The following is a 25,289-nucleotide window of genomic DNA, read 5'->3' on the forward strand; positions in this document are numbered from 1 at the left end:
TAGTTATCGGGTTTGCTGCATGGCTTTCTCCCTGATAATCTGGGCTACAGGTTTATTTTCCAAATGACTTTCCAACCAAGAGAGAATATCCAAATAAAGAAAGGCGCGTTTCTCATACGGATGGTTCTCGTACTTTTTAAGTTCGTTATACAGTTTTTGGAATTCATTGCGTAGGTCACTTGGGTAAATACTGCCTAAATTCCGTAAAAACTTGATCATCTCTTTCTGAACCGCATGAAGATCGTTCATTTTCATCAAAAACTTATATGTGCTTTTCAATTGGAGTTCCATATGGTAATCCATACCCGCCTCATAATGGGCCACCAAACTCAATACCCTGGCAAAACACATGAGGTCTTCGCGCATTTTCAGGTTCTTATTGTCGATGATCCTTTTTAAATATAAAATACAATTCTTATTGTCCCCTACACCAAAGTACAAACTTGCTATCTTATAGTATAAGAGCATAATATGGTGTGCATCCAACCGATCCTTGTGTTTGGCAATACCATATTCTATGATTTTCACCAGATACAATCCCTTTTCAAAAGTGCCCTCCATAAAATGGAGATTCAATTTATTCGCATTGATATACAAAAAGGCCAATGAGCTGATGTTATCATTTTTCGGAAAACTTTTTGCCTCGACCATGGCTTCCAATCGATACAGTGTTTCCCTAAATTGTGAACTGTATTTCACGTAGAACAAAGACTCCAATAAATAATGGTTTCCCTTTATGAAAAACACAGGATTCAATTGGATCATTTTTTCATTTTCATAAAAAAGATCGACCCATTTATTCGAATACTTATAACAGGAAAGAAAATCCTGGATTAAAAAACTATACCATAAATGTGCCTTGTACAGCCATAATTTCTCCCTAAAACCAAGTTTATCGATATTGTACTTGGGTAATTTATTCTTGAAATAGGTCTTTACCTTAATTAAATCCTCATCACTTCGAACATATCCGACCTTTAGCATGAGTCCATATAGCTGCAATGATAAATTGGAAAGCTTGCTTGCCATTACATTTTGCTCGGACAACTGCTTGGCCTGTACTACCAACTCATCTGCCCTATCGGGAATACTTCGGGTAATATATTGGGTCTCAATTAATTTTTCAAGTTCCACGATCTCATAAGCAATATTCTTCTCTTCATTGTCTATGGCGATATATTTCGATTTATCTAGTATTTTCAGACTCTGCTTATAAAGTCCTTTCTGGTATAATATGGTGGCAAAATCCAATTGCTCCCGTAATTGCACCCTAATATTCTGATTTACAGGATTTAAACGAAGACTTACAAGAATCTGTTTGTACAAATGGGCCTTAAGGTTAGAAAGTTGCGATTTCTTAACAATACCACTGTCCAAAATTACCTTTTCGTCATAGCGCTTTGTTTTATCCAATAAATTGAATAATGCTAAAAATTTAGCATCCGTATTCACCCCCAAACGTCCAACATAAAGTTTAAACTGACGTTTTTCTGACTTGGAGAGTGATTTCACCAGAACAAACAATGCATCTTTATGCGTATTTGTCATCGTAATCTATATAGTTTAAATAATTGTTTATCAATAACTTATACTGACCAAAAAGTTACTTAACGTTGTAAATGTGATTCTAAACCCCAAATCAACAAACCTATTGGCCATATATTCGTAAAAGGCTAGTAAAACTACGTAAATATAATGAGTAAAGATATAGTACAGATTTTTGATACCACACTACGTGATGGGGAGCAAGTCCCGGGATGCAAATTGGACAAAGAACAGAAATTGGTCATTGCCAGGCGTCTCGATGATCTTGGCGTCGATATCATCGAAGCAGGGTTTCCTATTTCGAGTCCGGGCGATTTTAATGCTGTCTATGAGATTGCTAAAATTGTAAAACATGCTACTGTATGCGGATTGACCCGTGCGGTGAAAAAAGATATTGAAGTAGCTGCCGAAGCTTTAAAACCTGCCAAAACCCCAAGAATACATACAGGTATAGGAACATCAGACTCCCACATACGACACAAGTTCAACTCGAACAAAGAGGCTATTATAGAACGGGCGGTCAGTGCCGTCAGTTACGCGAAAACTTTTGTTGAGGATGTAGAGTTTTATGCAGAGGATGCCGGTAGAACGGATAATGAGTTCTTGGCAAGGGTTTGTGAGGCAGTCATAAAGGCAGGTGCAACGGTGTTGAACATTCCTGATACCACTGGGTATTGCCTTCCTGAGGAATATGGGGCCAAAATGAAATATCTAAAAGAAAATGTGACAGGTATACATAAAGCCGTACTTTCGTGCCATTGCCACAACGATCTAGGTTTGGCTACCGCCAATTCCATCGCAGGGGTAATCAATGGAGCCCGTCAGATTGAATGTACGATAAATGGTATTGGGGAACGTGCCGGAAATACTTCCTTAGAGGAAGTGGTAATGATATTAAGACAACATCCTTATCTAGGCATCGATACCAATATCAATAGTAAATTACTTTATGACACCAGCCAAATGGTTTCCGATAAAATGGGAATGTTGGTGCAACCCAATAAAGCCATCGTGGGAGCCAATGCCTTTGCACATAGCTCGGGTATCCATCAAGATGGGGTGATAAAAAACAGGGAGACCTACGAAATCATGGACCCTGCCGAAGTAGGGGTAAACGAATCCTCGATTGTCCTTACCGCAAGAAGTGGCAGGGCGGCTTTGGCCTATAGGGCTAAAAAAGTGGGGTACGAACTTACCAAGGTACAATTGGACATTGTCTACCAAGAGTTTTTGAAATATGCCGATCAGCAAAAAGAAATCGTGGATGAAGACATTCATGAGATCATAGAGAGTAGCAAAATAAAAATTGAAAGCATTTCATAAATGAAATTGAACATTGCCGTTTTAGGTGGGGATGGTATAGGACCCGAAGTTATCGCGCAAGCCGTGAAATGCCTACAAGCCGTTGAAGAAAATTTTGGACACGATTTCACATTCACAAATGGATTGATCGGTGCCGCTGCCATTGAAAAAACGGGTAGCCCAATCCCTGAGGAAACCGTAGCACTCTGTAAAAATTCCGATGCCACTTTGTTTGGAGCCATTGGTACACCGGAGTACGATAATGACCCTATGGCCAAAGTGCGGCCGGAAGATGGACTTTTATATTTACGGAAAGAGCTGGACCTTTTTACCAATATAAGGCCCATAAAAGCATTTCCTGCCTTGATCAAAAATTCCCCTTTAAAACGCAATATTATCACTGGGACCGATTTGGTCATTTATAGGGAACTTGTAAGCGGTATGTACTTCGGTGAAAAAAGTTTGAGCGAGGACGGAACCATAGCCACCGATCTTTGTAGGTACACCGAAAACGAAATAAGCCGTGTGGCCCATATGGCCTTTAAGGCAGCAAAAAAGAGGAAAGGCAAACTTACCTTGGTTGACAAGGCCCATGCGCTTGAAACCTCAAGATTATGGCGAAAAGTAGTCACTAACATTGCAGAAAGCTATCCTGAAGTGGAATTCACTTGTATGTATTTGGATCACGCCTCAATGTCCATATTATTGGAACCGAGTTCCTTTGATGTGATTTTGGCCAGCAATATGATCGGAGACATTCTCTCCGCCCAATGCAATGTGCTCATCGGATCTGCGGGATTGCTTCCCTCAGCGTCGATCGGTGCTGAAAATGCCATGTTCGAACCCATACACGGTTCTTATCCACAAGCGAAGGACAAGAATATTGCCAACCCAGTGGCTGCTATTTTTAGCGCTGCACTACTCCTTGAACACTTTGGACTTCAAGAAGAGTTTAATGCTATTGTTTCTGCCGTTCACAAATCGTTCATGAAGAAAATAGTGACCATCGATATTATGGGGAGTACAAAATACGGTACATCCAGTGTTGGTGACTTTATCGCAAGGAACATTGTTGATGCCGATGACAACCTGAACATCAATGATGAGAACATTGGTCTGGGCAAATCAACCATTATCTAAAAAAGTTTATTTATTCGGATGCCAATTGTTTGACAAATGCATCGAATTCTTTCTTAAAGGAATCATACTTTTCACCAGTGGCAGGGCCATTGAATCCCGTGTGTATCTTTTTCACTACGCCATTCTTATCTATAAAAATGGTTGTGGGGTACGAAAGTACATGGTTTAACATGGGCAATTTCTCTTGTGCCTTTATTTTGCTTGACGACCCATATTGGGCCAACAATATGGGATATTCTATACCTATGGCGTTCTTTAACCTATTGATGCGCCCAAAAGCTTCTTCCTCGGTCTTGGCATATTCAAAGGCCAATGCGACCACAGCTACATTCAGTTGTGGATTCTCTTCTAAATAGTTAACGAGGAATTTTGATTCATCCAGGCAATTGGGACACCAAGTACCCATGATCTGAACGATAATGGCTTTGTTCTTGAATGCAACATCCTCTAGGGAAACTTGTTTCCCTTTCGTGTTTGGAAAAGAAAAATTGAATTTCCCTTGTCCGGTTTTTAAGAATGTCAAGGAATCTGCATCGGGTAATTCGAAATTCACATTTCTTCGTCCTTCAAAAGGTTCCTGGAAATGATTGCCCGAATAGAAAGTTCCATTCATCGTACTATCCGTGACTTTTGCAATGAATAAAAACGCATGGGCACCGTCAAAAGCGGATAATTTCATGATATCCCCATCCATAATACCTTCTAAATAACGGTAGTCCCCTGTTGTTGTCCTGAATGTACCCTTTACTTTGTTTCCTTCTTGGGTGAAAATTCCTTTACCCAAATAACTGCCTATCGTATCCGGACTGAATTCGGTCTCCCATATTCCGGATACATTCATCGATGCCCCCTGTTTTGCATTGAAACGTGCCAACTCCCCTTGGGTGGCCCTAAAAGGCACAACGCGATTCAGACTTTCTTTTATAAATTCACCCGTAATTGTGGTGTCTGTGAATTTTCCTGCAATGTACCCTTCGAAAACCGGCATCCGTATGACCAAGGAATCCTTCATGATTTCTATTTCATCAACATGAATTATCTCTTCCGCATTATGGATTTCGATAACAGGGCGCCCATTCAATTGCTTTAAATCGAATGAAAAAGGTAGAATTTCATTATCTTGAACTGATAATTCAGCTCGCCATGTACCTTCAGCGAGTGAAGTGCGATTTAAGTTTTCGCAAGAATAGCCGACAATCAAGACCAAAAGAATCAAAATAAAATTTCGCATAAGTGAAGTTTTCAAAAATTGTATCGAAAAAACAAATAATTACTTACAAAAAAAATTAAAACAATTCAATTGAAACAGTATTGAATGTCTTATTTCATTGTTTTATCTTTACCAGCTTTAAATACAACCAATGAACATTTCTTATAACTGGTTAAAACAGTTTCTCAAAATAGATTGGGAAGCAAAGGATACTGCTGAACTTTTAACCGATCTAGGCCTAGAAGTCGAAGGTATATCACATTATGAAACCGTTAAGGGAGGTCTTAAAGGTATTGTAGTAGGTCATGTACTTACTTGTGAGCAACACCCAAATGCAGATCGCCTAAAATTGACCACTGTTGATATTGGCCTTGAAAAGCCTGTGCAAATAGTGTGTGGTGCCCCCAATGTAGCCAAAGGCCAAAACGTGCCGGTAGCCACTATAGGTACTGTCCTTTATACAAAAGAAGGGGAATCATGGAAAATAAAGAAAGGAAAAATCCGTGGTGAAGAAAGTCACGGAATGATCTGTGCCGAAGATGAATTGGGTATTGGGGAGAGTCATGATGGAATTATGGTCTTAGATGACTCCCTAACACCGGGAACCCCAATGGCCGAAGTTGTCGAGATAGAAAGTGATGAGGTTTTTGAGATCGGGCTCACCCCCAACAGGGCGGACGCCATGAGTCATTATGGTGTTGCAAGGGATTTGAAGGCCGGACTCAAGCAAAAAGAAGTCGAAAAAGAACTTATTACCCCTTCAACAAGTAATTTTAATATTACCGACCGTTCCTTGAAAATGGATGTATTGGTTGAAGACAACAGCTTGGCTCCGCGTTATTGTGGGGTAACCTTAAGCAATTTAATCGTGCAACCCTCTCCAAATTGGTTGAAGAACCGTTTAAAAGCGATTGGTTTAAACCCGGTCAACAATATTGTCGATGCCACCAATTATGTGTTGCATGAGATGGGGCAACCCCTTCATGCCTTTGATGCCGATCGTATTTTTGGTAAGAAAATCGTTGTAAAAACATTACCCAAGGGAACAAAATTCATGACCTTGGATGGTATTGAAAGGGAACTTCACGAAGAAGACCTGATGATTTGCGATGGAGAAAAGCCTATGTGTATTGCCGGTGTCTTTGGTGGAATAAACACAGGGGTTACCGAAAATACCAAATCCATCTTTTTGGAAAGTGCCTATTTTGATCCCGTATCCATAAGAAAAACGGCAAAAAGACACGGACTGAACACCGATGCTTCTTTCCGATTTGAAAGAGGTATCGATATCGAAAATGTAGAATACAGCCTCAAAAGGGCTGCGATGTTGATCAAGGAAATCGCCGGAGGGGACATTACCTCCGATATCGTTGACCTATACCCTAATAAGAAAGACAACTATCAAGTATTTTTATCCTTTGATAAGATTGATAAGCTAATAGGCCAAAATATACCACGGGACACCATAAAATCGATCTTGGCTTCGCTTGAAATAAAGGTCAAGAATGTTACCGAATCGGGAATGGGCTTGGTGATACCTTCCTATAGGGTTGATGTTCAACGCGAAGTGGATGTTATTGAGGAAATACTTAGGGTCTATGGATACAATAATATTGCCTTTGGCGATAAATTGAATGCATCCATTGCCCCCATTTCAAAATTCGAGGATTACAACCTGCAATATGTCATTGGCGATTTACTTGCTGCCAGGGGATTTCATGAGATAATGACCAACAGTCTTACCTCACCCGATTATGTTGATTTAATAGAAGAACTGAAACACGAGCAATCAGTAACCATTTTAAACCCTTTGAGTACAGATTTATCAACGATGCGCCAAAGTATGTTACTGAATGGGCTGGAAACCATATCGTACAATATAAACCGGAAAAGCCGCAACCTAAGGTTCTTTGAGTTTGGAAAGACCTATCATCAATACAGCGATGGACATGTAGAGGACAAACATTTAAGTCTTTTCGTTACCGGTAATAGGAACAGTACCGGTTGGGCCTCCCCTGCCAAACCTACCGATTTCTTCTTTTTTAAATCCGTGGTCGAGAACATTCTAAATCGATTGGGAATACTGGACATCAATACCAAACCTATTGAAAGTACCATTTTTTCAGAGGGCTTGACATTTACCTGTAAGAAAAAGAAGGTAGTACATTTTGGGGTTGTCAATAAATCATTGATAAAGCAATTTGATATTAAACAAGAGGTTTTATATGCTGATTTTAATTGGGACAATATTATTGAACTGGTGCCCAAATCAGAAATTAAATTCAATCCAATCCCTAAATATCCAGAAGTAAAAAGGGATTTAGCCTTACTGATAGATGAACGTGTAGGATTCAAGGAAATACACGACATTGCTTTTCAAACGGAGCGAAACCTCTTGAAAAAGGTGAATTTGTTTGATGTTTATACAGGTGACAAACTTCCCCAAGGTAAAAAGTCCTACGCGGTTAGTTTTACCCTGCTCGATGAAAAAAGCACGTTAACCGATAAGCAGATAGACAAAATAATGTCTAAACTGCAACAGAAGTATACTACGGAACTCGGTGCGGAACTAAGGTAAAAAGTTTACGGTCTTAGGCAAGATCACACTATCTATTTCGTGGATAATACCATTACATTGGTCTGAATCCGCGGTGATGATTTTTGCCGAGTTCCCATAACTGTCGGTCAAGACAATGTCTATCCCATCTATGGTAGCCGTCAGCACTTCACCTTGTACGGTCATAAAGGTCGCCTTACCTTGCCCCCTACATAATTCCCTGAGAATCTTAGAGGCCGAGAACTTCCCTGCTATGATATGGTACCTTAAAAGTGCCTGTAAATCACTTTTGTTCTCAGCTTTGAACAAATCCGTTCCTGTATTCGAAAATAGCGCATTCAAAGCCTTATCTGAGGGTGCAAAAACGGTGAACGGACCATCAAAAGCGAGTGCATTGTGCATACCTGCTGCCTTTAAGGCGGCTATTAAGGTTGTGTGGTTCCCAGAGTTGGTAGTAGATGAAATAATGGATTCTTCAATATCCAACGTCAAATACTTATTACTTAAATCTGTGTAACTATCTTGTGCTGAGGCAAAAAAGGTCAAAAAAAGAGTCAATAAGGCCACGGGGGAGGCATAACATTTCATTTAGGTTTAATTTAGGGCGTGATAATAAATCTTCGACGAACGGTATCAAATTACCGACAATATACAATTTATACCCATGTACAAAACTGATAAATTACATGTTTTTAGTATTTAACACAATATTAACATTTGTGGTTTAACATTTCAAAATTTGAAACCAAGGCAAATTATGTTACTTTGAAGCATCTTGACGAAAAACGATATGCTATGTTTCTGGAAAATACGGATTTAAAAAGAGCGCTGAACCATGCCAGGCATAAGGATAGCCACGTTATCGATATTCATGAAGAGCTCGATAAAATATTCAAGGCCAGTGATGACCATGATAATAGAATTGGGGAAAACCTTCTAAAGAATGGTTCCAAAGTCACCCATCAACTCAATTTTGACCTGTTGGAATCAGAACATATCTATCATATAAACCATATCAAGAAAATCTGTATTGATTATCGCCTTCGATTTCTGGATTCGAAGTATTTCAAGGGAACTATTCCCCCTGAAGCGATTTCAAGAATCAAACACATTGAAAAAGCGCACCAAACCGAACTTTCCGGTTTCAAGATCATCGCTCCTTCGAAACTTTTCAAACTCAAGGATAAAGATGACCCCCTGCTATTCGTTCCGCTGGGTAATGGCTATTATTATTTCATCCACAAATGGGGCAATGACCTACATCCTTTGCGAAAAGTGTTGATGTGGCCGTTCAGGAACATCGTAAACCTCTTGGTTACCATCATCATTTTAAGCTATTTGACGACCCTGATCACACCTATTGGTCTTTTTACCAAAACCAGTTCGGGTTATGAGTTTTGGTTGTTGTTCTTTTTTATGTTCAAATGGGCAATAGCCGTCGTATTGTTCTACGGTTTCGCCAAGGGAAAGAATTTCAACCATGCCATTTGGAATAGTAGATATTGCAACTCGTGAGTAGACTTCGCCCCTACTCGTCCTTATAGTAAATTTGATAGGGAACCCCATCTAAATCAAGGTTGTCCAAAAATTTAGGTTCCGGTTCCAATTGGATTCTCAACAAACCACCTTTAAGCCCATTATCGCTCTTCTGGTACCCTACAAGCATAACATTGTTTCCATCGTCATAACTTACCATAGTGGTTTGCCCTATTTTAAATTCAAAAGTCAATTGGGTTTCCGTTAAAAAATTCCCGTAGTAATACAACAGTGCCTTATTATTGGCAAAATCGTATATCGCAGGCACACCCGATGTTTCAGAGTCATCCGGTCTAATATAGAAAAGCCGCCCGGCAGCATCAAAACAATACATTTTGGATCCAGAGAATTTCGGTGCGGTCGCTTCTTCGTAGTTCACGTATTTCACCGCCAGGGTGCTACTATTCAATACCGTATGTAGTTCTTGGTATGAAATAATAATGTTTTTCTGGTTATCTTCAAAAATCCGTTTAACATTATATCCCAAACCAATCCCATGTACAACCGTTAGGGTCGTGGTATCTATTACCGAAAGCTCATATTCATCGGTAATATCCCAATCCAAGGTCAATACGAACAAACGGCCATTAGTCACAACCATTTGTGATGGTTTTTTATCCAATTCGATATCCTCCCTATTATTTGCCTCACTGGCAAGATCAAGAGTCCTTACGTAGTATTTGTTTATTTTTGAGGTTTCCTCTTTGCAATAGGCTACATATAAAATATCCCCGTCAAGGGCAATGGAAGTTACCGTTAGGTCACATGCCAATAAATCGCCAAAGACATCAACAGTGGTTGATATATCCTCATCAAAATCGTGTATGGTCACTTGTCCATCACAATCGCTGACTTTGGTATAAAAAGCGAACATTGATCCGTTCTGGAATGTTATGTCCGGTAACGGAACATTTGCAAAAGTACTTTCCGCACTGCTTACATCCAATTCGGACTCATCCGCTTCAAGCATTTGAACGGATAATTGCCCATTGCTTTGCTGCAATAAGACATAATCCGCCTCATAGACTATTTGCTCTTCTTCTTTTTCTTCAGGTAGTGTGGAATCATCTGATGTGCTACAACCTATGACCACAAATGCCAATAATGCATAAATAATGCTGTAGGTTTTCATAATGTAAGATTTAGGGACTGATAAAACTATACCGTCACATCATACATTTTATTGCGTTGCTCCTTAATGGTCTTATCAGACATATATTCATCAAACGTCAAATATCTGTCAATGTTGCCCTGTGGCGTCAATTCTATGATACGATCGGCAACGGTCTGTGCGAATTCATGATCATGGGTGGTAAAGAGCACTGTTCCTTTAAAATTCTTAAGGGAATTATTGAATGCGGTAATACTTTCCAAATCCAAATGGTTGGTGGGTTCATCCAACATTAACACATTGGCCCTGAGCATCATCATTCTACTCAACATACAACGTACTTTCTCCCCACCGGATAAAACCGTACATTTTTTCAAGGCCTCTTCCCCACTAAAAAGCATCTTTCCTAAAAATCCACGAATATAAACTTCCTCGCGCTCTTCCTCGGTCTTGGCCCATTGGCGCAACCAATCCACTAGATTGATATTTTCCGTAAAAAAGCCGGAGTTATCGGCAGGTAAATAGGATTGGGTTGTAGTAACCCCCCACTGAAATTCCCCTTCTTCCTGTTTCCTATTCCCATTCAGAATTTCATAAAAAGCCGTGGTGGCCCTGGAGTCCCTTGAAATGATCGCAACCTTATCGCCCTTGGCTAAATTGATATTGACCTTATCGAACAATAAATCACCATCTTCCGAAGATGCCTTTAATCTTTCAATGTTCAATATTTGGTCGCCTGCTTCACGTTCACGTTCAAAAATCAATGCAGGGTACCTTCTGCTTGAGGGTTTTATATCCTCAACCTTTAATTTAGAAAGCATTTTTTTACGTGAAGTAGCCTGTTTACTCTTGGCAACGTTGGCACTAAAACGCATAATGAACTCTTGAAGTTCCTTGGCTTTCTCCTCTGACTTCTTATTCTGTTGGGCACGTTGGCGCGCAGCCAATTGACTACTCTCATACCAGAACGTATAGTTACCTGAAAACAGGTTCATCTTGCCAAAATCGATATCCGCAATATGGGTACATACCGCATCTAGGAAGTGACGGTCGTGGGATACAACGATTACGGTGTTTTCATAATCCGCCAAAAAGTTCTCCAACCAACCGATTGTCTCATAATCCAAATCATTGGTAGGCTCATCCATGATCAAAACATCAGGGTTTCCAAAAAGGGCCTGTGCCAAAAGCACCCTTACCTTAAGTTTGGAATCCACATCGGACATCAATGTGTAATGCAACTCCTCATGAATACCCAAATTGGACAACAAGGCCGCTGCGTCACTATCGGCGTTCCATCCGTTCATTTCTTCAAATTGCACCTGAAGTTCCCCAATTTTATCTGCCTTCTCATCGGAATAATCGGCATAAAGAGCATCAATTTCATTTTTGATCGCAAAGAGCGGTTTATTACCTATGACCACCGTCTCGAGTACCGTGTTCTCATCGTAGGCATTATGGTTTTGCTCCAATATCGACATACGTTTACCCGGTTCCAGATGTACGTGTCCCGAGGTCGGATCTATCTGTCCCGATAGAATTTTGAGAAAGGTACTTTTACCCGCCCCGTTGGCTCCGATAACCCCATAACAGTTCCCTTGGGTAAACGAAACATTTACTTCATCAAACAAAACGCGTTTACCAAATTGAACAGATAAATTTGAAACTGATAACATTCTCCCTTATTTTAAAATCCGTGCAAAAATAGACAATTTAATAGCTCTATACCAATAAACTTTTTCCTTAGGCCCTATGGATATATTAACTCTATCCGATGGATATTTAACTCGCAATTAACAAGGTAACATGTTCCTGTTGCTTAAATTTGTTGACATATCGTAGATATTCTTATATGAATAAAAGTTTACTTTATTTATTTCTTATCTTTTTAGCAGGCTGCAGCGATAGCGAAAAAATTTCCCCTAGAGTTTTTTTTGGTGGTGAAATTGTAAACCCTACCAGCAAATATGTTGTTCTTTATAAAGGGGATGTTGTTATCGACTCCTCAGCCTTGGATACCAATAACATGTTTTCCTTGCAATTGGATTCCATACAGGATGGTCTCTACTACTTTAAACATGCCCCCGAATATCAAAACGTCTATTTAAAAAAAGGGGATAGTCTTTTAATACGATTGAACACGGTTGATTTTGATGAATCCCTTGTGTTTTCGGGAAAAGGTGAGGAAGTCAACAACTTTATGATGGAGGTTTACCTGACCAAGGAACACGAAAAAAGAATCGTCGATGATTATTACTGGTTAAACCCGGCCGAATTCAGTAGGAAAATCGATTCCCTGCAACAACAGAAATTAGATCTTCTAAGCGATCTTAATATTGACTTTTCATTGACCGATAAGGAGCTTGAAATCGCCAAAGCCGACATCATATATAATTATGCCATGTTTAAGGAACGTTATCCTTTTAAGCATAAAAGATTGGCGAAGGCTAAAAAAGTGCCGAAATTAGATGAGGATTACTATGCGTATCGCAAAAATCTAACCTACAACAATGAGGATTTTACCTATCTAAGACCCTACTACGAGTTTATGGTGAACCATTTTGGCAATTTGTCCTATATGTCCTGTACCCATGGTTGTGACATTAAGGATAAGATGGCCAAAAACCACCTACATTTCAACAAGCATAAATTAAAACTTATCGATAGTCTGGTCGTTGAGAAACAATTAAAGGACAACCTTTTTAGGAATGTAGCCGTTGATTATCTGTTGAAAGTACATGATACCGAAGAAAACAACAAAATATTCATGGAGGTCTTTCGGGCACTATCCGGGGATAACAGGCATATGGATGAAGTTAATGACCTATATTCCGGAATTAGGAACATACAACCCCATAAAAGAATACCAAGTATAGATTTGACCGATTATAGTGGCGATCAGGTGTCTTTAACCACTATAGCCAAAGACAGAAAAACCGTATTCTATTTTTGGTCCGCATCGAACAAAAAACACTTGAACGACATTGCTAAACGCATCCACTATTTAAGTCAACATGAACCCAAGTACAACTTTGTAGGTATAAATGTTCAGACCAATTTGGACGAATGGAAATCCTTGGTCAAGGTAAAAGGCTTCGACCCCAATAATCAATATCGTTCGGACAATTTTGAGAAACTCACAAAAACCCTGATTATTTATCCGATGAACAAATGCATCATTACCGATAACGAAATTATCGTTGATGCCTTTGGGGACATATATCATTCTTTTAAATAAAAAACCCAAAAACCATCGGCTTTTGGGTCTATCTATTCATAGCTTGTTTAAAAGATTAAGCTATATCCTTTAGTTTCCTTTTTTATAATCTGCCAAGAATTTCTCCAATCCACTATCCGTCAAAGGATGTTTCAGAAGGCCTTCAATTGAAGAAAGAGGTCCGGTCATTACGTCTGCACCGATTTTAGCACAATCAATGACATGCATGGTGTGTCTGATCGACGCAGCCAATATCTGTGTTTCAAAAGCATAATTATCATATATATGACGAATTTCAGCAATCAGGTTAAGTCCGTCAGTTGAAATATCATCCAATCTACCTATAAATGGTGACACATAGGTAGCTCCTGCTTTTGCGGCCAATAAGGCCTGTCCAACAGAAAACACCAATGTACAGTTGGTACGGATACCATTATCCGAAAAATACTTCAACGCTTTTATACCATCTTTGATCATAGGCACTTTTACTACAATCTGTTCGTGCAGTTCGGCCAACTCCTCACCTTCTTTGACCATAGCATCAAACTCGGTAGCGATAACTTCAGCGGATACATCACCATCTACAATATTACAGATATCAACATAATGCTTTAAAATATTGTTACGTCCGGTAATGCCTTCCTTGGCCATTAATGACGGATTGGTGGTAACACCATCCAAAACCCCCAATTCCTGGGCTTCCCTGATTTGATCTAAATTGGCTGTATCGATAAAAAATTTCATGAATTTGTTTTTAATTAATTTTCTAGGTAATGTTTTAAAAATGAATATACCAAAATTACAACTTATAATGATTCAATAACAGCTTCTCATAGGCTTTATCGGGTAAAGTCCGTTTAAGGAAAATAGAGAACTTTTGCATAAATGAACCCACCTTATAATGCACTTTGGGATTTTTGGTATTTATAATACGGTATACTTTTTCGGCCACCTGAATGGGATTATTGCCCGAAGAAACATCATCATTGATCGATTGCAAGGTTTTCCCGTATGCATCCTCATATGGGGAGCCTTTTAAAACCGGTGCATGATATCTTCCGCTGGCTATGTTCGTCGCAAAATCACCAGGAGCCAAATTGGTCATTCGTATGCCGAAATTCCTGGTTTCCATTCGAAGCGCCTCCGTCGTAACTTCCAAAGCACCTTTGGTAGCTGAATAAATGCCGCGATAAGGTAACCCCATATAGCCGGCAATGGAGGTTATATTGATAATGAGTCCGTCCCCCTGCTTCCGCATTTGGGGCAAAACAGCCTTTATCATATGCAATGGGCCATGGAAATTGGTCTCAAAGGTTTTAAGAATCTCTTCGTGTGGGGTTTCTTCTATCGGGCCTGTTATTCCCACACCTGCATTATTGACCAACACATCCAACCGACCTTCCTTTTCTATAAGTTGGGAAACAGCCTTTGCAATCGTACTTGTATTCCTAACATCCAACTCCAGGAGGTCAAAATCACTGAAATCAGGGTATTTAGCCAGATTCCTTGTTGTTCCGTAAACTTTAAATCCTTTGGATTTCAATAAATTTCCGATGGATTTCCCTATTCCAGAAGAGCCTCCCGTTATAAGAACTACTTTTTGTTCCATATAAGTTATAGATTAAGTTTTAAAAAAAGGTCTGGTAAAAAGCGATTTACATAGAAGCCTAAAGTACAATGACAATATGGTCCGAAAATCAAATACACGCTTTTTATGAAAAATGAAGGTATAAAAAAACGGCAAGCTACCTACATCGCACCGCTACAACCATATACCCTTGCTGCGTTCCCACCCTGGGGGATTCTACAGGAGCTGGTCGTGTAGGACTTGCCGAATGCAAATATACAATCTTTTAAAACTTTTTCAATCGTTTTATATTCTAATTTTAATGAATTAACTTGCCTTTTTTATTGATATTCCTAAGTGTTTCTAATAGAGAATAATACAGTCGGGAATACCTAAATCAACAAATAAATATATTCATGAATCTTATTAAGCTTACCTCTTTTAGTTTTCTCCTACTGCTATTCATGTCCTGTGGCAGTGGCAATACCAAGGCAACTTCTTTATTCGAAATTCAATTGGAAGGCAATAAAACGGATTTCAAACAACATCAAACCGTAAGTGTCGGCATTAAAAACAAGAAGGAGAAATCAATCAATTCGGTAACCTATACCATTGATGGCAAGGAACTCGAGGTTAAGGAAAACAAAATTACATTTGACCTTACGACTTTGGGGGCCAAGACCCTTAAGGCCACTGTCGATTATGATGATACCCGTATCGATGTTTCAAAGAAAATAAAAGTATTGGCGCCTACCCCTCCTGCCCTATACACCTATGAAATCATAAACGAATTCCCTCACGACATCAAGGCATATACCCAAGGTTTGGAATTCCATGATGGCATACTCTATGAGAGTACCGGAAAAAAAGGAAGGTCTTCTTTAAGGAAGGTCGATTTTAAAACCGGGGAAATCCTAAAACAAATACGCCTTGAGGATTCCCAGTTTGGCGAAGGAATCACGATTATGAACGGTAAGATATACCAGCTTACTTGGCAAAATGGAATTGGATTCGTGTATGACTTGGAGAAATTCGAGAAGATAGACACTTTCCAATATGGGGAAAGCAAGGAAGGCTGGGGACTATGCCATAATGGAAACAAAATATTCAAAAGTGATGGTACCGAAAAGATTTGGTTTTTAAATCCCGATACCTTAGCCGAAGAGGGCCATATTGAAACAGTGACCAATAAATCGGTATTCAACATGGCCAATGAACTGGAGTATTTGGATGGGAAGATCTATGCCAATGTTTACCAAAAACCAAGCATGATGATTATTGATGCACAAAGTGGAGCCATTGAGGGCGTCATCAATTTCGGTGGTTTAAAGGAAAGGGTCACCAAACACCAAGAACTGGATGTGCTTAACGGGGTAGCTTATCATCCAGAACGAAAAACCTTCTTTGTAACAGGCAAAAACTGGGATAAAATGTTCGAGGTAAAAATCATCAAAAAATAATGGAGTCCTACGAAAAGAAAATAATTGTCTCCCAAGCAGATCTAGACGACCTAAACCATGTGAACAACGTGCGTTATGTTCAATGGATCCAAGATATCTCTAAAGAACATTGGCAATCTACCGCTCCTAAAGAAATGCAGGCAGGTATACTCTGGGTCGTCAAAAACCATAATATCGATTATCTCAGTTCTGCCGTCTTAGGTGACGTAATTTTAGCCAAAACCTTTATAGCAAGCACAAAAGGAGCCATTTCGGTGCGTTGTGTGGAAATGTACAATGATAAAACGAATGAGCTTATAGTCCGTTCCGTTACAGAATGGTGCCTGCTCAATGCGATGACCCTAAGACCGATCCGCATTTCAGAGAAAATCCAAAAGGTCTTCCTGAGCGATTAAACGGAAAAACCAAAACTATGCAGCGGATCGTATTCCCAATTTCTGCCTTGATACTTATAATGGTATGGAGTTCGTGCAGAAATGATTTCGAGTATGCATACAACCCTGGTAATTTGGAGTTTTCAAAGGATACCGTTTTTCTTGATACCGTTTTTTCCAACATATCGAGCAGCACCTACACCTTAAAGGTATACAACCCCAACCATGACGACATAGAAATTCCTTCCATCCGACTAAAACAGGGGCAAAACAGTGCTTATCGACTTAATGTAGACGGCATGGCAGGAAAGGAATTCACGAATATACCCATCCTGGCCAAAGACAGCCTTTACATATTTGTTGAAACCACCTACAGCCCCACCAATGATGGGAAGCAATTTTTATATACCGATGCTATTGCGTTTAAGGGACTATCGAGCACCCAAGAAGTGCAATTAGTCACTTTGGTAAAGGATGCGATTTTACGATATCCCAAAATATTGGAGAATGGTATCAAGGAAACCCACCCTTTGAATATGGATATCGATGGGAACCAAAATAATGTAGAAGGATTTTTTTTAAAGGATGATGAATTGATATTCACCAATGATAAGCCCTATGTAATCTACGGGTATGCGATAGTTCCGGAAAACCAGACCTTACAGGTCAATGCGGGAGTCAGGATCCATTTTCATGAAGGTTCGGGGATATATGTTTCTAAGGGAGCTTCCCTACATATCAATGGTACGTTAAGTTCTTCCCAGGACATCTTGGAAAACGAGGTTATTTTTGAAGGAGATCGACTAGAACCCGAATATTCGAATGTTCCTGGGCAATGGGGTACGATTTGGATTGCAGAAGGAAGCCTAAACAACACCATGGAACATGTAACGATCAAAAATGCTACAATCGGCACCATTGTTAAGGGTGATGGACAACGACAAACCTCAAGCCTAACTATAAATAACACCCAGATTTATAACTCCTCCTTCACCAATCTACAGGCAATAAACACCTATGTTACGGGGGAAAACACCGTATTAGGGGGTGCGGGTGGCAATTCCCTACACTGTTCCCGTGGTGGTCGCTACGAATTCACCCATTGCACCATTGCGAATTATTGGTCACATGGTTCAAGATTGGGAACGGCTTTAAAAATAGATAACTATGATTCCACCACTTCAGGGGATTTGGTTTTGGCCCAGTTCAATAATTGTATCATTGATGGTAGTGCCCCAATCGAAATATCATTACATCCTAACGAGGCCAATGCTTTTAATTTTACTTTCGACCATTCCCTTATAAAATTTGAGGATACTTCTGGGCAATACAAAAACAATACTTTGTACGATTTTAACGACAACACCAAGTACACTGAAGTCCTTTTTAACCAAAACACTGATTTTGAAGGATTTAATCGTGATGTATATCAATTAGGTGAGGCTTCATCAGCCATTGACAAGGCTGATTTGGCATATTCCTTACCTATTCCTTATGATATCATTGGTACGGAAAGAACCCAAAATCCGGATATTGGGGCATATGAATACACTCCCAAATGATTGTTTGTTGCATATTCTTCCCTATAAATAGGTGTTTTCCTTCAAATTAAAATATTTTTATACATTACAAACACAAACCTTATTTATTATAAGGTTTTCCTATGTCCATGGTTCCCCGACTATCATAACTTTGCTATTGACAAATAGCTAATACATTGGAATTCAATTACTCCATTATCGATTCTGACGCCACCTCCAATCTGCAACTGCAGCATTTTTTGGAGGAATACGGTGATTTTTCGTGCTCTTCCTTGGCTAAAAATAGTAACGACGGTCTAAATGCAATTTTAAAATATTCCCCCGACGTCGTTTTTGTGAACCTGAATGAAAATGCCTCCGAATATTTTCAAATGGTCATTGAACTTCACCAGTATGTCAAGAAATTACCGGTCATCATTGGTATATCCAAAACAAAGAATCATGCCTATGAGGCCATTAAAAATGGTTTTTTCGATTATTGGTTGAAACCCTACAATGAATTCGACATACGAAAATCCTTGCTGCGCCTTAAAAAGCAAATGCCCGAAACTACTCCCGTCCATTCCCAAGCCGCAACGATTTGTTTAAAATCATACCGGGATTTCCAATACTTGAACACGAATGATATTCTTTACCTGCAAGCCGATAACAACACCACGGAATTTGTGATGAAGGATGGAAGCGTTGTCAATGCTTTCAAAACCTTGAAAACATTTGAAAACCAATTACCTCCGAATTTCATACGAATCCATCAGAGTTATATTATCAATACCATCTTCATTTCAGGTATCAGTTATGGAAAATCAGTGTGCACCTTAAAACTTAGAAACCTACAACTACCCTTTTCGAAGTCGTATAAAGCGAATATCGATGAGGTAAAGAATCTTTTATCAAAAACCGCGATTCTTTCCAATAATTAGGTGAATTCTCTCAAAACTGGTTCGAATACTCCTCAAACAATGCCAAATACTCATACTTTTTAAAATACTCTATCTTACTCTTGGGGTCTTATTAGTTTTACAACGTAATAAAAAAGAAACCCCTAACAAAAATTATTTAAGATTATGAGAAGAGCACTTAGTATTTTAGCAGTATTGGCCTTAATGATTGGATCAATGGCAATGATCAATGTAAATGACACCCAAGATCAAGACACAATAACTTGTGACGACTGTGCCCATACCAAAGACAGAAGAAAGGAAAAAGTGGCATCGGCAACTTGTGACGACTGTGCCCATACCAAGGACAGAAGAAAGGAAAAAGTGGCTTCGGCAACTTGTGACGACTGCGCCCATACCAAGGACAGAAGGAAAGAACAATTGGCTTCGGCAACTTGTGACGACTGTGCCCATACCAAGGACAGAAGAAAGGAAAAAGTGGCTTCGGCAACTTGTGACGACTGCGCCCATACCAAGGACAGAAGGAAAGAACAATTGGCTTCGGCAACTTGTGACGACTGCGCCCATACCAAGGACAGAAGGAAAGAACAATTGGCTTCCGCAACTTGTGACGACTGCGCCCATACAAAAGACAGAAGAAAGGAAAAAGTGGCATAGGCAGCTTGTAACGATTGTATCCACACAAAAGACAGAAGAAAGGAAAAAGTGGCATAGGCAGCTTGTAACGATTGTATCCACACAAAAGACATAAGGAAAGTAAAAAGTATAGTCTAGTGGTATATTAGCAACTCAAGAGCTATTGAACAAAGAAGGTATAAAATAAAGTTCCTTCAAAACAAAAAAGGTCTTAGTCTTACAAAGATTAAGACCTTTTTGTTTACATTAGTGTCACCATGCTTAAAACCAATCTACCACAATCACCCCCATTGACCAAATGGCTTTTGCATATCCTATTATGCGCTGCCTTAGGCTCTTGCACTCTGCCCAACACCAAAACCGAAGCTCCCCAAACCATTGCAAATGATAGTATTTTAAGCTGGATATCCCTTGGGAGTAATTCCGAAATGCCCCTGAAGCAAAAAAACGAATTACTAAAAAAAGCATATATAGCGGCAGACAAAAGCACCATTGATAGTGCACGAATAAAATATTATTCCAGACTTTCATTGGCCTATTTGGAACTAAATGATTCCTCTTTGTTTCGTTCGGTCAACCATAAAGCAATTTCAATATCCAAAAAGTTGAATGATACGGTTGCTGAAGCCAATGCCCACTGGGATTTGGCTGACTTTTTTGATACAAAAATGGTAAAGGACAGTTCCTTTTACCATTATTCCGAGGCGCAAAAAAAATATGAATCCATTGGGGACAAATATCTATCGGGAAGAATGTTTTTCAATATGGCAGTACTCCAAACCAATGTCAAGGATTATACAGGTGCGGAAATAAATGCCTTTAAGGCCATAGAAAGGTTAAAGCCCTTGGATGAATATCTAAGACTCCACCGCTGCTATAGTTTATTGGGTTCAATCACAAAGGAACTCAAGGAATATGAACGATCCCTCGAATATTTTAACCTAGCCGAGGAATACCTTTCTGAAATAGACGATGAAAAAACCAAAAAAAATTTCTATTCCAGATTACAGAACAACATTGGTAACGTCTATAAAGATCAAGGGAATTACAAAGCCGCTAAGCGATACTACCAAAAAGCTACATTGAACCAAGATAGTTTACAGTTCAATCAACCTTCCATCTACGCCTTACAATTTAACAATTTAGTCCTCAGCCGCTTTAAACTGGGAGATACCTTAAATGTTTTCAAGGATTTGGAAACCGTTAAACAGATTCGGGAAGAACAAAACGATATTGAAGGGCTTTCGTTAGTCGAATATACGTATGCAGAATACTATTTATCGTTGAAAGACACGGTAAATGCCATGGTAAGTGCCCGACATGCAATGCAACACGCGGAGCAGGGATCCAACAACAAAAGGTTGTTGGCCTCATTGGGATTGTTGGCGCGCATCGATCCCGAAAATTCATTGAAACATACGGAAAGGTATATTGCCTTATACGATAGTCTTGTTCAACTGGAACGACAGGAACGCAATAAATTCACACGAATACGTTTCGAAACCGATGAGTTTATCGCAGAGAATGAATCCCTAACCCGAAAAAAACAAATATGGACAGGCTTGGCATTAGGTATTTTCCTGCTTGGGGTATCCGTTTATGTGATTTTCCATCAGCGAGCAAAAAACCAAGCCTTACGTTTTCAACAGCAACAACAGACCAGTAACCAAGAGATATTCGATTTAATGTTGTCCCAAAAGCAAAGAATCGCCGAAATAAAGAAAGCCGAGCAAAAACGAATTTCCGAAGAATTGCACGATGGGGTCCTAGGGAAAATGCTGGGGGCTAGAATGGTGCTTACCGGATTGAACAAAGTCAGCACGGAGGAAGCACTATTGGAAAGGGCTAAGGCAATAGCCGCACTAAAGGACGTTGAAGGTGAAGTACGTGCCATTTCCCATGAATTAAGTCACGCTGCCTATCATAACATAAACAACTTCATCACTTCCATTCAAGAATTACTCAAGAATGTATGTACGCTGAATCATCTTGAATATTCTTTCCAATATGATGAATCCCAAGATTGGGACACAATGAAAGGTGACATCAAAATCAATCTATATCGTATGATCCAAGAGATTTTACAAAATGCAGTCAAACACGCATCTTGTAAGAATATTTTGGTTAGTTTTGTACGAACAAATGAGGAGATTATCGTGACCATTACCGATGACGGAATAGGGTTTGTATCAAAATCGGGCAAAACCAAAACGGGTATAGGTATGCGAAACATCAGATCAAGAGTAGAAAAACTCGGCGGTACTTGGGAAATTGATAGTGTTATAAACAAAGGAACGACGATTACTTTGAATATACCGCTTAAAAATTAAAAATCCAACCCAAGATGCCCCTTGGAAAACAAAATTGACACACAATAGAATTGTACTAATAGACGGAAAATGAAGATTGTACGACTTTTATCGGTAGATGACCACGCCATGACGGCCATGGGTTATAAATACATCCTGGAAGGTGCGGAATTCGATGGCTTTCAAGTTAAGGTAGATACAGTGAATACTTTTGAAGGGGCTATTGAGAAGATTGACTTTTCGCAACGATCTTTGCCTTATGATATTCTTTTATTGGACATATCCCTTTTTCCTACACATTCCAACGACACTAGAAGTGGTGAAGACCTTGGGATATATGCAAGGGAAAAAGTCCCAGCTTCGAAAATCGTCTTCATGTCATCATTTAGTGATAGTTACCGTATCAACAGTTTATTCAAAACCGTTGACCCTGATGGGTATATGGTAAAATCGGAAATAGATGAAAAATCACTTTGCGCAATGGTACGAACCGTTTTGGAAAGACCGCCCTATTACACCGCAAGTGCCCTATCTGCGATTCGAAAGAAAATGGCCAATGACTTTGACCTGGTAGATGAAACCGATAAAAAAATCCTACACTATATCTCTACCGGAACCCGTACGAAGGATATAGGCCCTATTATATCGGTCGCCCCCACAACAGTGGAATCAAGAAAAAGGCAATTAAAACAACTTTTCGGTATTGAACACGGTAATGATATCGAACTTATTGAGGAGGCCAGAAAACGCGGATTCATATAATCCCAGTTTTTTAACATTTTATTTCATTTTTTAAATAACTAATAATCAGCTATTTAAAAAACAAACTGCATTTTATAAAGGACAACCTTATATTTCATAAGGTTATCCTAAGTCCTGTTTTATAGACATACCGTTAAATTTGAGGTCAATTGTAATTCAAATAGCCCTAATCAATGTCTACAGCCCCCGAAAATTCTAGAAACAACTTTCCCAAAAGGCGAGCACAAAGTGCTTCCTTTAGGGGACTTTCCGCATTTACCAATAATCTTGAAAAATTCTTTTTTTCAGAAATCTCAATACGGAATAGCGCGACAAACGACAATAAGATCAGTTTGATTATCGATTTGAATTGTGATTTGAATTTACTCGATTTGGTCATAAACTCCTATAAGGGTACATGGGGAACATTCAACCAATGCAAATACTCCCTAGCGAATGAATTGGCATTATTAGAGCAGTACAATGACATTCCTTTCGACGTTGAAGAGTTTTCCATCAACCTAAAGGACACAAGTATAATCATAAACAAAATATACGAACAAAGTATTTCCGCCCATTTGGATGCGGTTATAAGTAATCTGGAAAAACACTACGTTCAATTAACCAAAGGAAATGTTGAAGTTCCTTATGAAATTTTCATGGCTGTTTTTGAGGATGACATTTTAACACCCGATTTTGCCAGTAGCCAAACAAAAAAGACCCATAACTATACAAGCTATTGGGCCTTATATTTTGAATCCGAGCAAGATGCCGTTATTTACGACCTTAAGAACAACAGGTTTATCTATGAGGATTTACATATGATAAACGAATAGTCTGTCTATCAGGCATTGTACAAAGCCCTATCTTGCATTAAAGCGTTTACCTCAATCTTAACCTGAGCTATTACATCCTCATTTTCGGCATTGGCAAGAACGCGATCGATGAAATCAACTATAGTCGACATTTCGTCTTCCTTTAACCCACGTGTAGTAATCGCTGCTGTACCAAATCGTATTCCAGAAGTTACAAATGGTGATTTATCATCGAACGGAACCATATTCTTGTTAGCCGTAATATCCGCCTTTACCAACACTTTTTCCGCATCTTTTCCTGTAATGTCCTTATTACGCAAATCGATCAACATCATATGGTTGTCGGTTCCCCCTGAAATAATATTATATCCTTTTGCAACAAATGCTGAAGCCATGGCTGCCGCATTTTTCTTGACCTGTAGCATATAATTCAAGTATTCATCGGTCAATGCTTCTCCAAAAGCAATGGCCTTTGCCGCAATAATATGTTCTAACGGTCCACCTTGGTTACCAGGAAAGACAGCCAAATCCAACAATGCGGACATCTTTCTCAAATTTCCATTCTTCAAACGAATTCCAAAAGGATTGTCAAAATCCTGCCCCATTAAAATCAATCCACCCCTTGGGCCACGCAAGGTTTTATGGGTCGTAGTGGTTACAACATGACAATGTGGAATCGGATCATTAAGTATGCCTTTTGCAATTAAACCAGCTGGGTGTGCTATATCTGCCATAAGGATGGCATCAACACTATCCGCGATTTCACGAAAACGTTTAAAATCCATATCACGGGAATAGGCAGAAGCTCCGGCTATGATCAAATTTGGTTTTTCCTTTAACGCGATTTCCTGAATAGCATCATAGTTAAGTACGCCTGTCTCGGCATCCACACCATAAAATACGGGATTGTACAATCTTCCCGAAAAATTAACGGGTGAACCATGGGTTAAATGTCCTCCATGTGAAAGGTCAAATCCTAGAATCTTGTCACCAGGTTTTAAAAATGCGTGGAAAACCGCGGCATTTGCTTGCGACCCCGAATGAGGCTGGACATTGGCATAGGTTGCCCCGAATAATTCCTTTGCCCTATCAATGGCGATTTGCTCAACTTGATCTACTACTTCACATCCTCCGTAGTATCGTTTCCCAGGATATCCTTCGGCATATTTGTTGGTCAATACCGAGCCAGCGGCCTCCATTACCTGGGGACTGGTGAAGTTCTCTGAAGCTATAAGTTCAATACCGTTCAATTGTCTTTGTTTCTCAGCTTCTATTAAATCAAAAATGAGATGGTCACGTTGCATATTTTCTTTTATGTTAAATGAGCCG

The 25,289-nt window shown here is 39.4% G+C and carries 21 protein-coding genes and 1 other RNA gene; 13 read left to right on the plus strand and 9 right to left on the minus strand.

The features are described 5' to 3' along the window. Positions 1 to 3: 3 nt before the first annotated feature. Positions 4 to 1,548 (minus strand): hypothetical protein, encoded by a 1,545-nt coding sequence (locus LX92_RS10115; RefSeq protein ID WP_109650192.1) that lies wholly within the window; start codon positions 1,546 to 1,548, stop codon positions 4 to 6. Positions 1,549 to 1,695: 147 nt separating this feature from the next. Between LX92_RS10115 and LX92_RS10120 the strand changes: the two genes are divergently transcribed. Both LX92_RS10120 and leuB read left to right on the plus strand, forming a co-directional pair. Beyond that, entirely contained in the window at positions 1,696 to 2,868 is a 1,173-nt protein-coding gene (locus LX92_RS10120) for a 2-isopropylmalate synthase (RefSeq protein ID WP_109650193.1), read from the plus strand. Next, positions 2,869 to 3,987 carry a 3-isopropylmalate dehydrogenase gene (gene leuB / locus LX92_RS10125; protein ID WP_109650194.1) on the plus strand — a complete coding sequence of 373 codons (1,119 nt, stop codon included), beginning with the start codon at positions 2,869 to 2,871 and terminating at the stop codon, positions 3,985 to 3,987. 10 nt (positions 3,988 to 3,997) lie between these two features. Here the strand turns inward: leuB and LX92_RS10130 are convergent, their stop codons facing one another. Further along, positions 3,998 to 5,218, minus strand: a complete 1,221-nt coding sequence (locus tag LX92_RS10130) for a peroxiredoxin family protein (protein ID WP_109650195.1) — start codon at positions 5,216 to 5,218, stop codon at positions 3,998 to 4,000. A gap of 130 nt (positions 5,219 to 5,348) precedes the next feature. Between LX92_RS10130 and pheT the strand changes: the two genes are divergently transcribed. Beyond that, positions 5,349 to 7,775, plus strand: a complete 2,427-nt coding sequence (pheT, locus tag LX92_RS10135; protein WP_109650196.1) for a phenylalanine--tRNA ligase subunit beta — start codon at positions 5,349 to 5,351, stop codon at positions 7,773 to 7,775. On the opposite strand, the gene LX92_RS10140 is transcribed toward pheT, so the two are convergent. Continuing rightward, positions 7,767 to 8,342, minus strand: a complete 576-nt coding sequence (locus LX92_RS10140; protein WP_109650197.1) for a fasciclin domain-containing protein — start codon at positions 8,340 to 8,342, stop codon at positions 7,767 to 7,769. The two genes, pheT and LX92_RS10140, sit on opposite strands and share 9 nt — an antisense overlap. Positions 8,343 to 8,549: 207 nt before the next feature. On the opposite strand from LX92_RS10140, the gene LX92_RS10145 reads away from it, so the two are divergent. Further along, positions 8,550 to 9,269, plus strand: coding sequence for a hypothetical protein (locus LX92_RS10145; RefSeq protein WP_109650767.1), 720 nt, complete (start codon positions 8,550 to 8,552; stop codon positions 9,267 to 9,269). A 13-nt stretch (positions 9,270 to 9,282) separates the two neighbouring features. On the opposite strand, the gene LX92_RS10150 is transcribed toward LX92_RS10145, so the two are convergent. After that, on the minus strand, positions 9,283 to 10,422 hold the full coding sequence (locus tag LX92_RS10150; RefSeq protein WP_109650198.1) for a hypothetical protein: 1,140 nt from the start codon (positions 10,420 to 10,422) through the stop codon (positions 9,283 to 9,285). A gap of 26 nt (positions 10,423 to 10,448) precedes the next feature. Further along, a complete protein-coding gene (locus LX92_RS10155) occupies positions 10,449 to 12,077 on the minus strand; it encodes an ABC-F family ATP-binding cassette domain-containing protein (protein WP_109650199.1) in 1,629 nt (542 codons plus the stop codon). Positions 12,078 to 12,253: 176 nt separating this feature from the next. Between LX92_RS10155 and LX92_RS10160 the strand changes: the two genes are divergently transcribed. Then, positions 12,254 to 13,639: a TlpA family protein disulfide reductase gene (locus LX92_RS10160; protein ID WP_109650200.1), complete on the plus strand. Its 1,386-nt coding sequence runs from the start codon at positions 12,254 to 12,256 to the stop codon at positions 13,637 to 13,639. A gap of 69 nt (positions 13,640 to 13,708) precedes the next feature. On the opposite strand, the gene fsa is transcribed toward LX92_RS10160, so the two are convergent. The 3 genes from fsa to ffs form a co-directional block, all read right to left on the minus strand. After that, positions 13,709 to 14,362, minus strand: a complete 654-nt coding sequence (fsa, locus tag LX92_RS10165) for a fructose-6-phosphate aldolase (RefSeq protein ID WP_109650201.1) — start codon at positions 14,360 to 14,362, stop codon at positions 13,709 to 13,711. A gap of 55 nt (positions 14,363 to 14,417) precedes the next feature. Continuing rightward, entirely contained in the window at positions 14,418 to 15,227 is an 810-nt protein-coding gene (locus LX92_RS10170; RefSeq protein WP_109650202.1) for an SDR family oxidoreductase, read from the minus strand. 126 nt (positions 15,228 to 15,353) lie between these two features. Further along, positions 15,354 to 15,452, minus strand: an RNA gene (gene ffs, locus LX92_RS10175) — signal recognition particle sRNA small type. A 149-nt stretch (positions 15,453 to 15,601) separates the two neighbouring features. Between ffs and LX92_RS10180 the strand changes: the two genes are divergently transcribed. The 8 genes from LX92_RS10180 to LX92_RS10215 all read left to right on the plus strand — a co-directional run bounded on the left by LX92_RS10180 (position 15,602) and on the right by LX92_RS10215 (position 23,981). Beyond that, positions 15,602 to 16,645 (plus strand): glutaminyl-peptide cyclotransferase, encoded by a 1,044-nt coding sequence (locus LX92_RS10180; protein WP_109650203.1) that lies wholly within the window; start codon positions 15,602 to 15,604, stop codon positions 16,643 to 16,645. After that, positions 16,645 to 17,040 carry an acyl-CoA thioesterase gene (locus LX92_RS10185; protein ID WP_170117824.1) on the plus strand — a complete coding sequence of 132 codons (396 nt, stop codon included), beginning with the start codon at positions 16,645 to 16,647 and terminating at the stop codon, positions 17,038 to 17,040. Before LX92_RS10180 ends, LX92_RS10185 begins: the two co-directional genes overlap by 1 nt. Before the next feature lie 17 nt (positions 17,041 to 17,057). Next, positions 17,058 to 18,581 carry a hypothetical protein gene (locus tag LX92_RS10190; protein WP_109650205.1) on the plus strand — a complete coding sequence of 508 codons (1,524 nt, stop codon included), beginning with the start codon at positions 17,058 to 17,060 and terminating at the stop codon, positions 18,579 to 18,581. Between the two features lie 155 nt (positions 18,582 to 18,736). Next, on the plus strand, positions 18,737 to 19,480 hold the full coding sequence (locus tag LX92_RS10195) for a LytR/AlgR family response regulator transcription factor (RefSeq protein ID WP_109650206.1): 744 nt from the start codon (positions 18,737 to 18,739) through the stop codon (positions 19,478 to 19,480). A gap of 144 nt (positions 19,481 to 19,624) precedes the next feature. Beyond that, positions 19,625 to 20,116, plus strand: a complete 492-nt coding sequence (locus LX92_RS10200) for a hypothetical protein (protein WP_109650207.1) — start codon at positions 19,625 to 19,627, stop codon at positions 20,114 to 20,116. Between the two features lie 236 nt (positions 20,117 to 20,352). Continuing rightward, on the plus strand, positions 20,353 to 22,425 hold the full coding sequence (locus LX92_RS10205) for a tetratricopeptide repeat-containing sensor histidine kinase (RefSeq protein ID WP_109650208.1): 2,073 nt from the start codon (positions 20,353 to 20,355) through the stop codon (positions 22,423 to 22,425). Positions 22,426 to 22,494: 69 nt separating this feature from the next. Then, positions 22,495 to 23,166 carry a helix-turn-helix domain-containing protein gene (locus tag LX92_RS10210; protein ID WP_109650209.1) on the plus strand — a complete coding sequence of 224 codons (672 nt, stop codon included), beginning with the start codon at positions 22,495 to 22,497 and terminating at the stop codon, positions 23,164 to 23,166. A gap of 173 nt (positions 23,167 to 23,339) precedes the next feature. Further along, complete coding sequence (locus tag LX92_RS10215; RefSeq protein WP_109650210.1) at positions 23,340 to 23,981, plus strand: hypothetical protein; 642 nt, start codon at positions 23,340 to 23,342, stop codon at positions 23,979 to 23,981. An 8-nt stretch (positions 23,982 to 23,989) separates the two neighbouring features. On the opposite strand, the gene glyA is transcribed toward LX92_RS10215, so the two are convergent. Continuing rightward, a complete protein-coding gene (gene glyA / locus LX92_RS10220) occupies positions 23,990 to 25,264 on the minus strand; it encodes a serine hydroxymethyltransferase (RefSeq protein WP_109650211.1) in 1,275 nt (424 codons plus the stop codon). Between the last annotated feature and the right edge of the window lie 25 nt (positions 25,265 to 25,289).

Source organism: Maribacter polysiphoniae (genome assembly GCF_003148665.1).
Taxonomy (GTDB): Bacteria; Bacteroidota; Bacteroidia; order Flavobacteriales; family Flavobacteriaceae; genus Maribacter_A; species Maribacter_A polysiphoniae.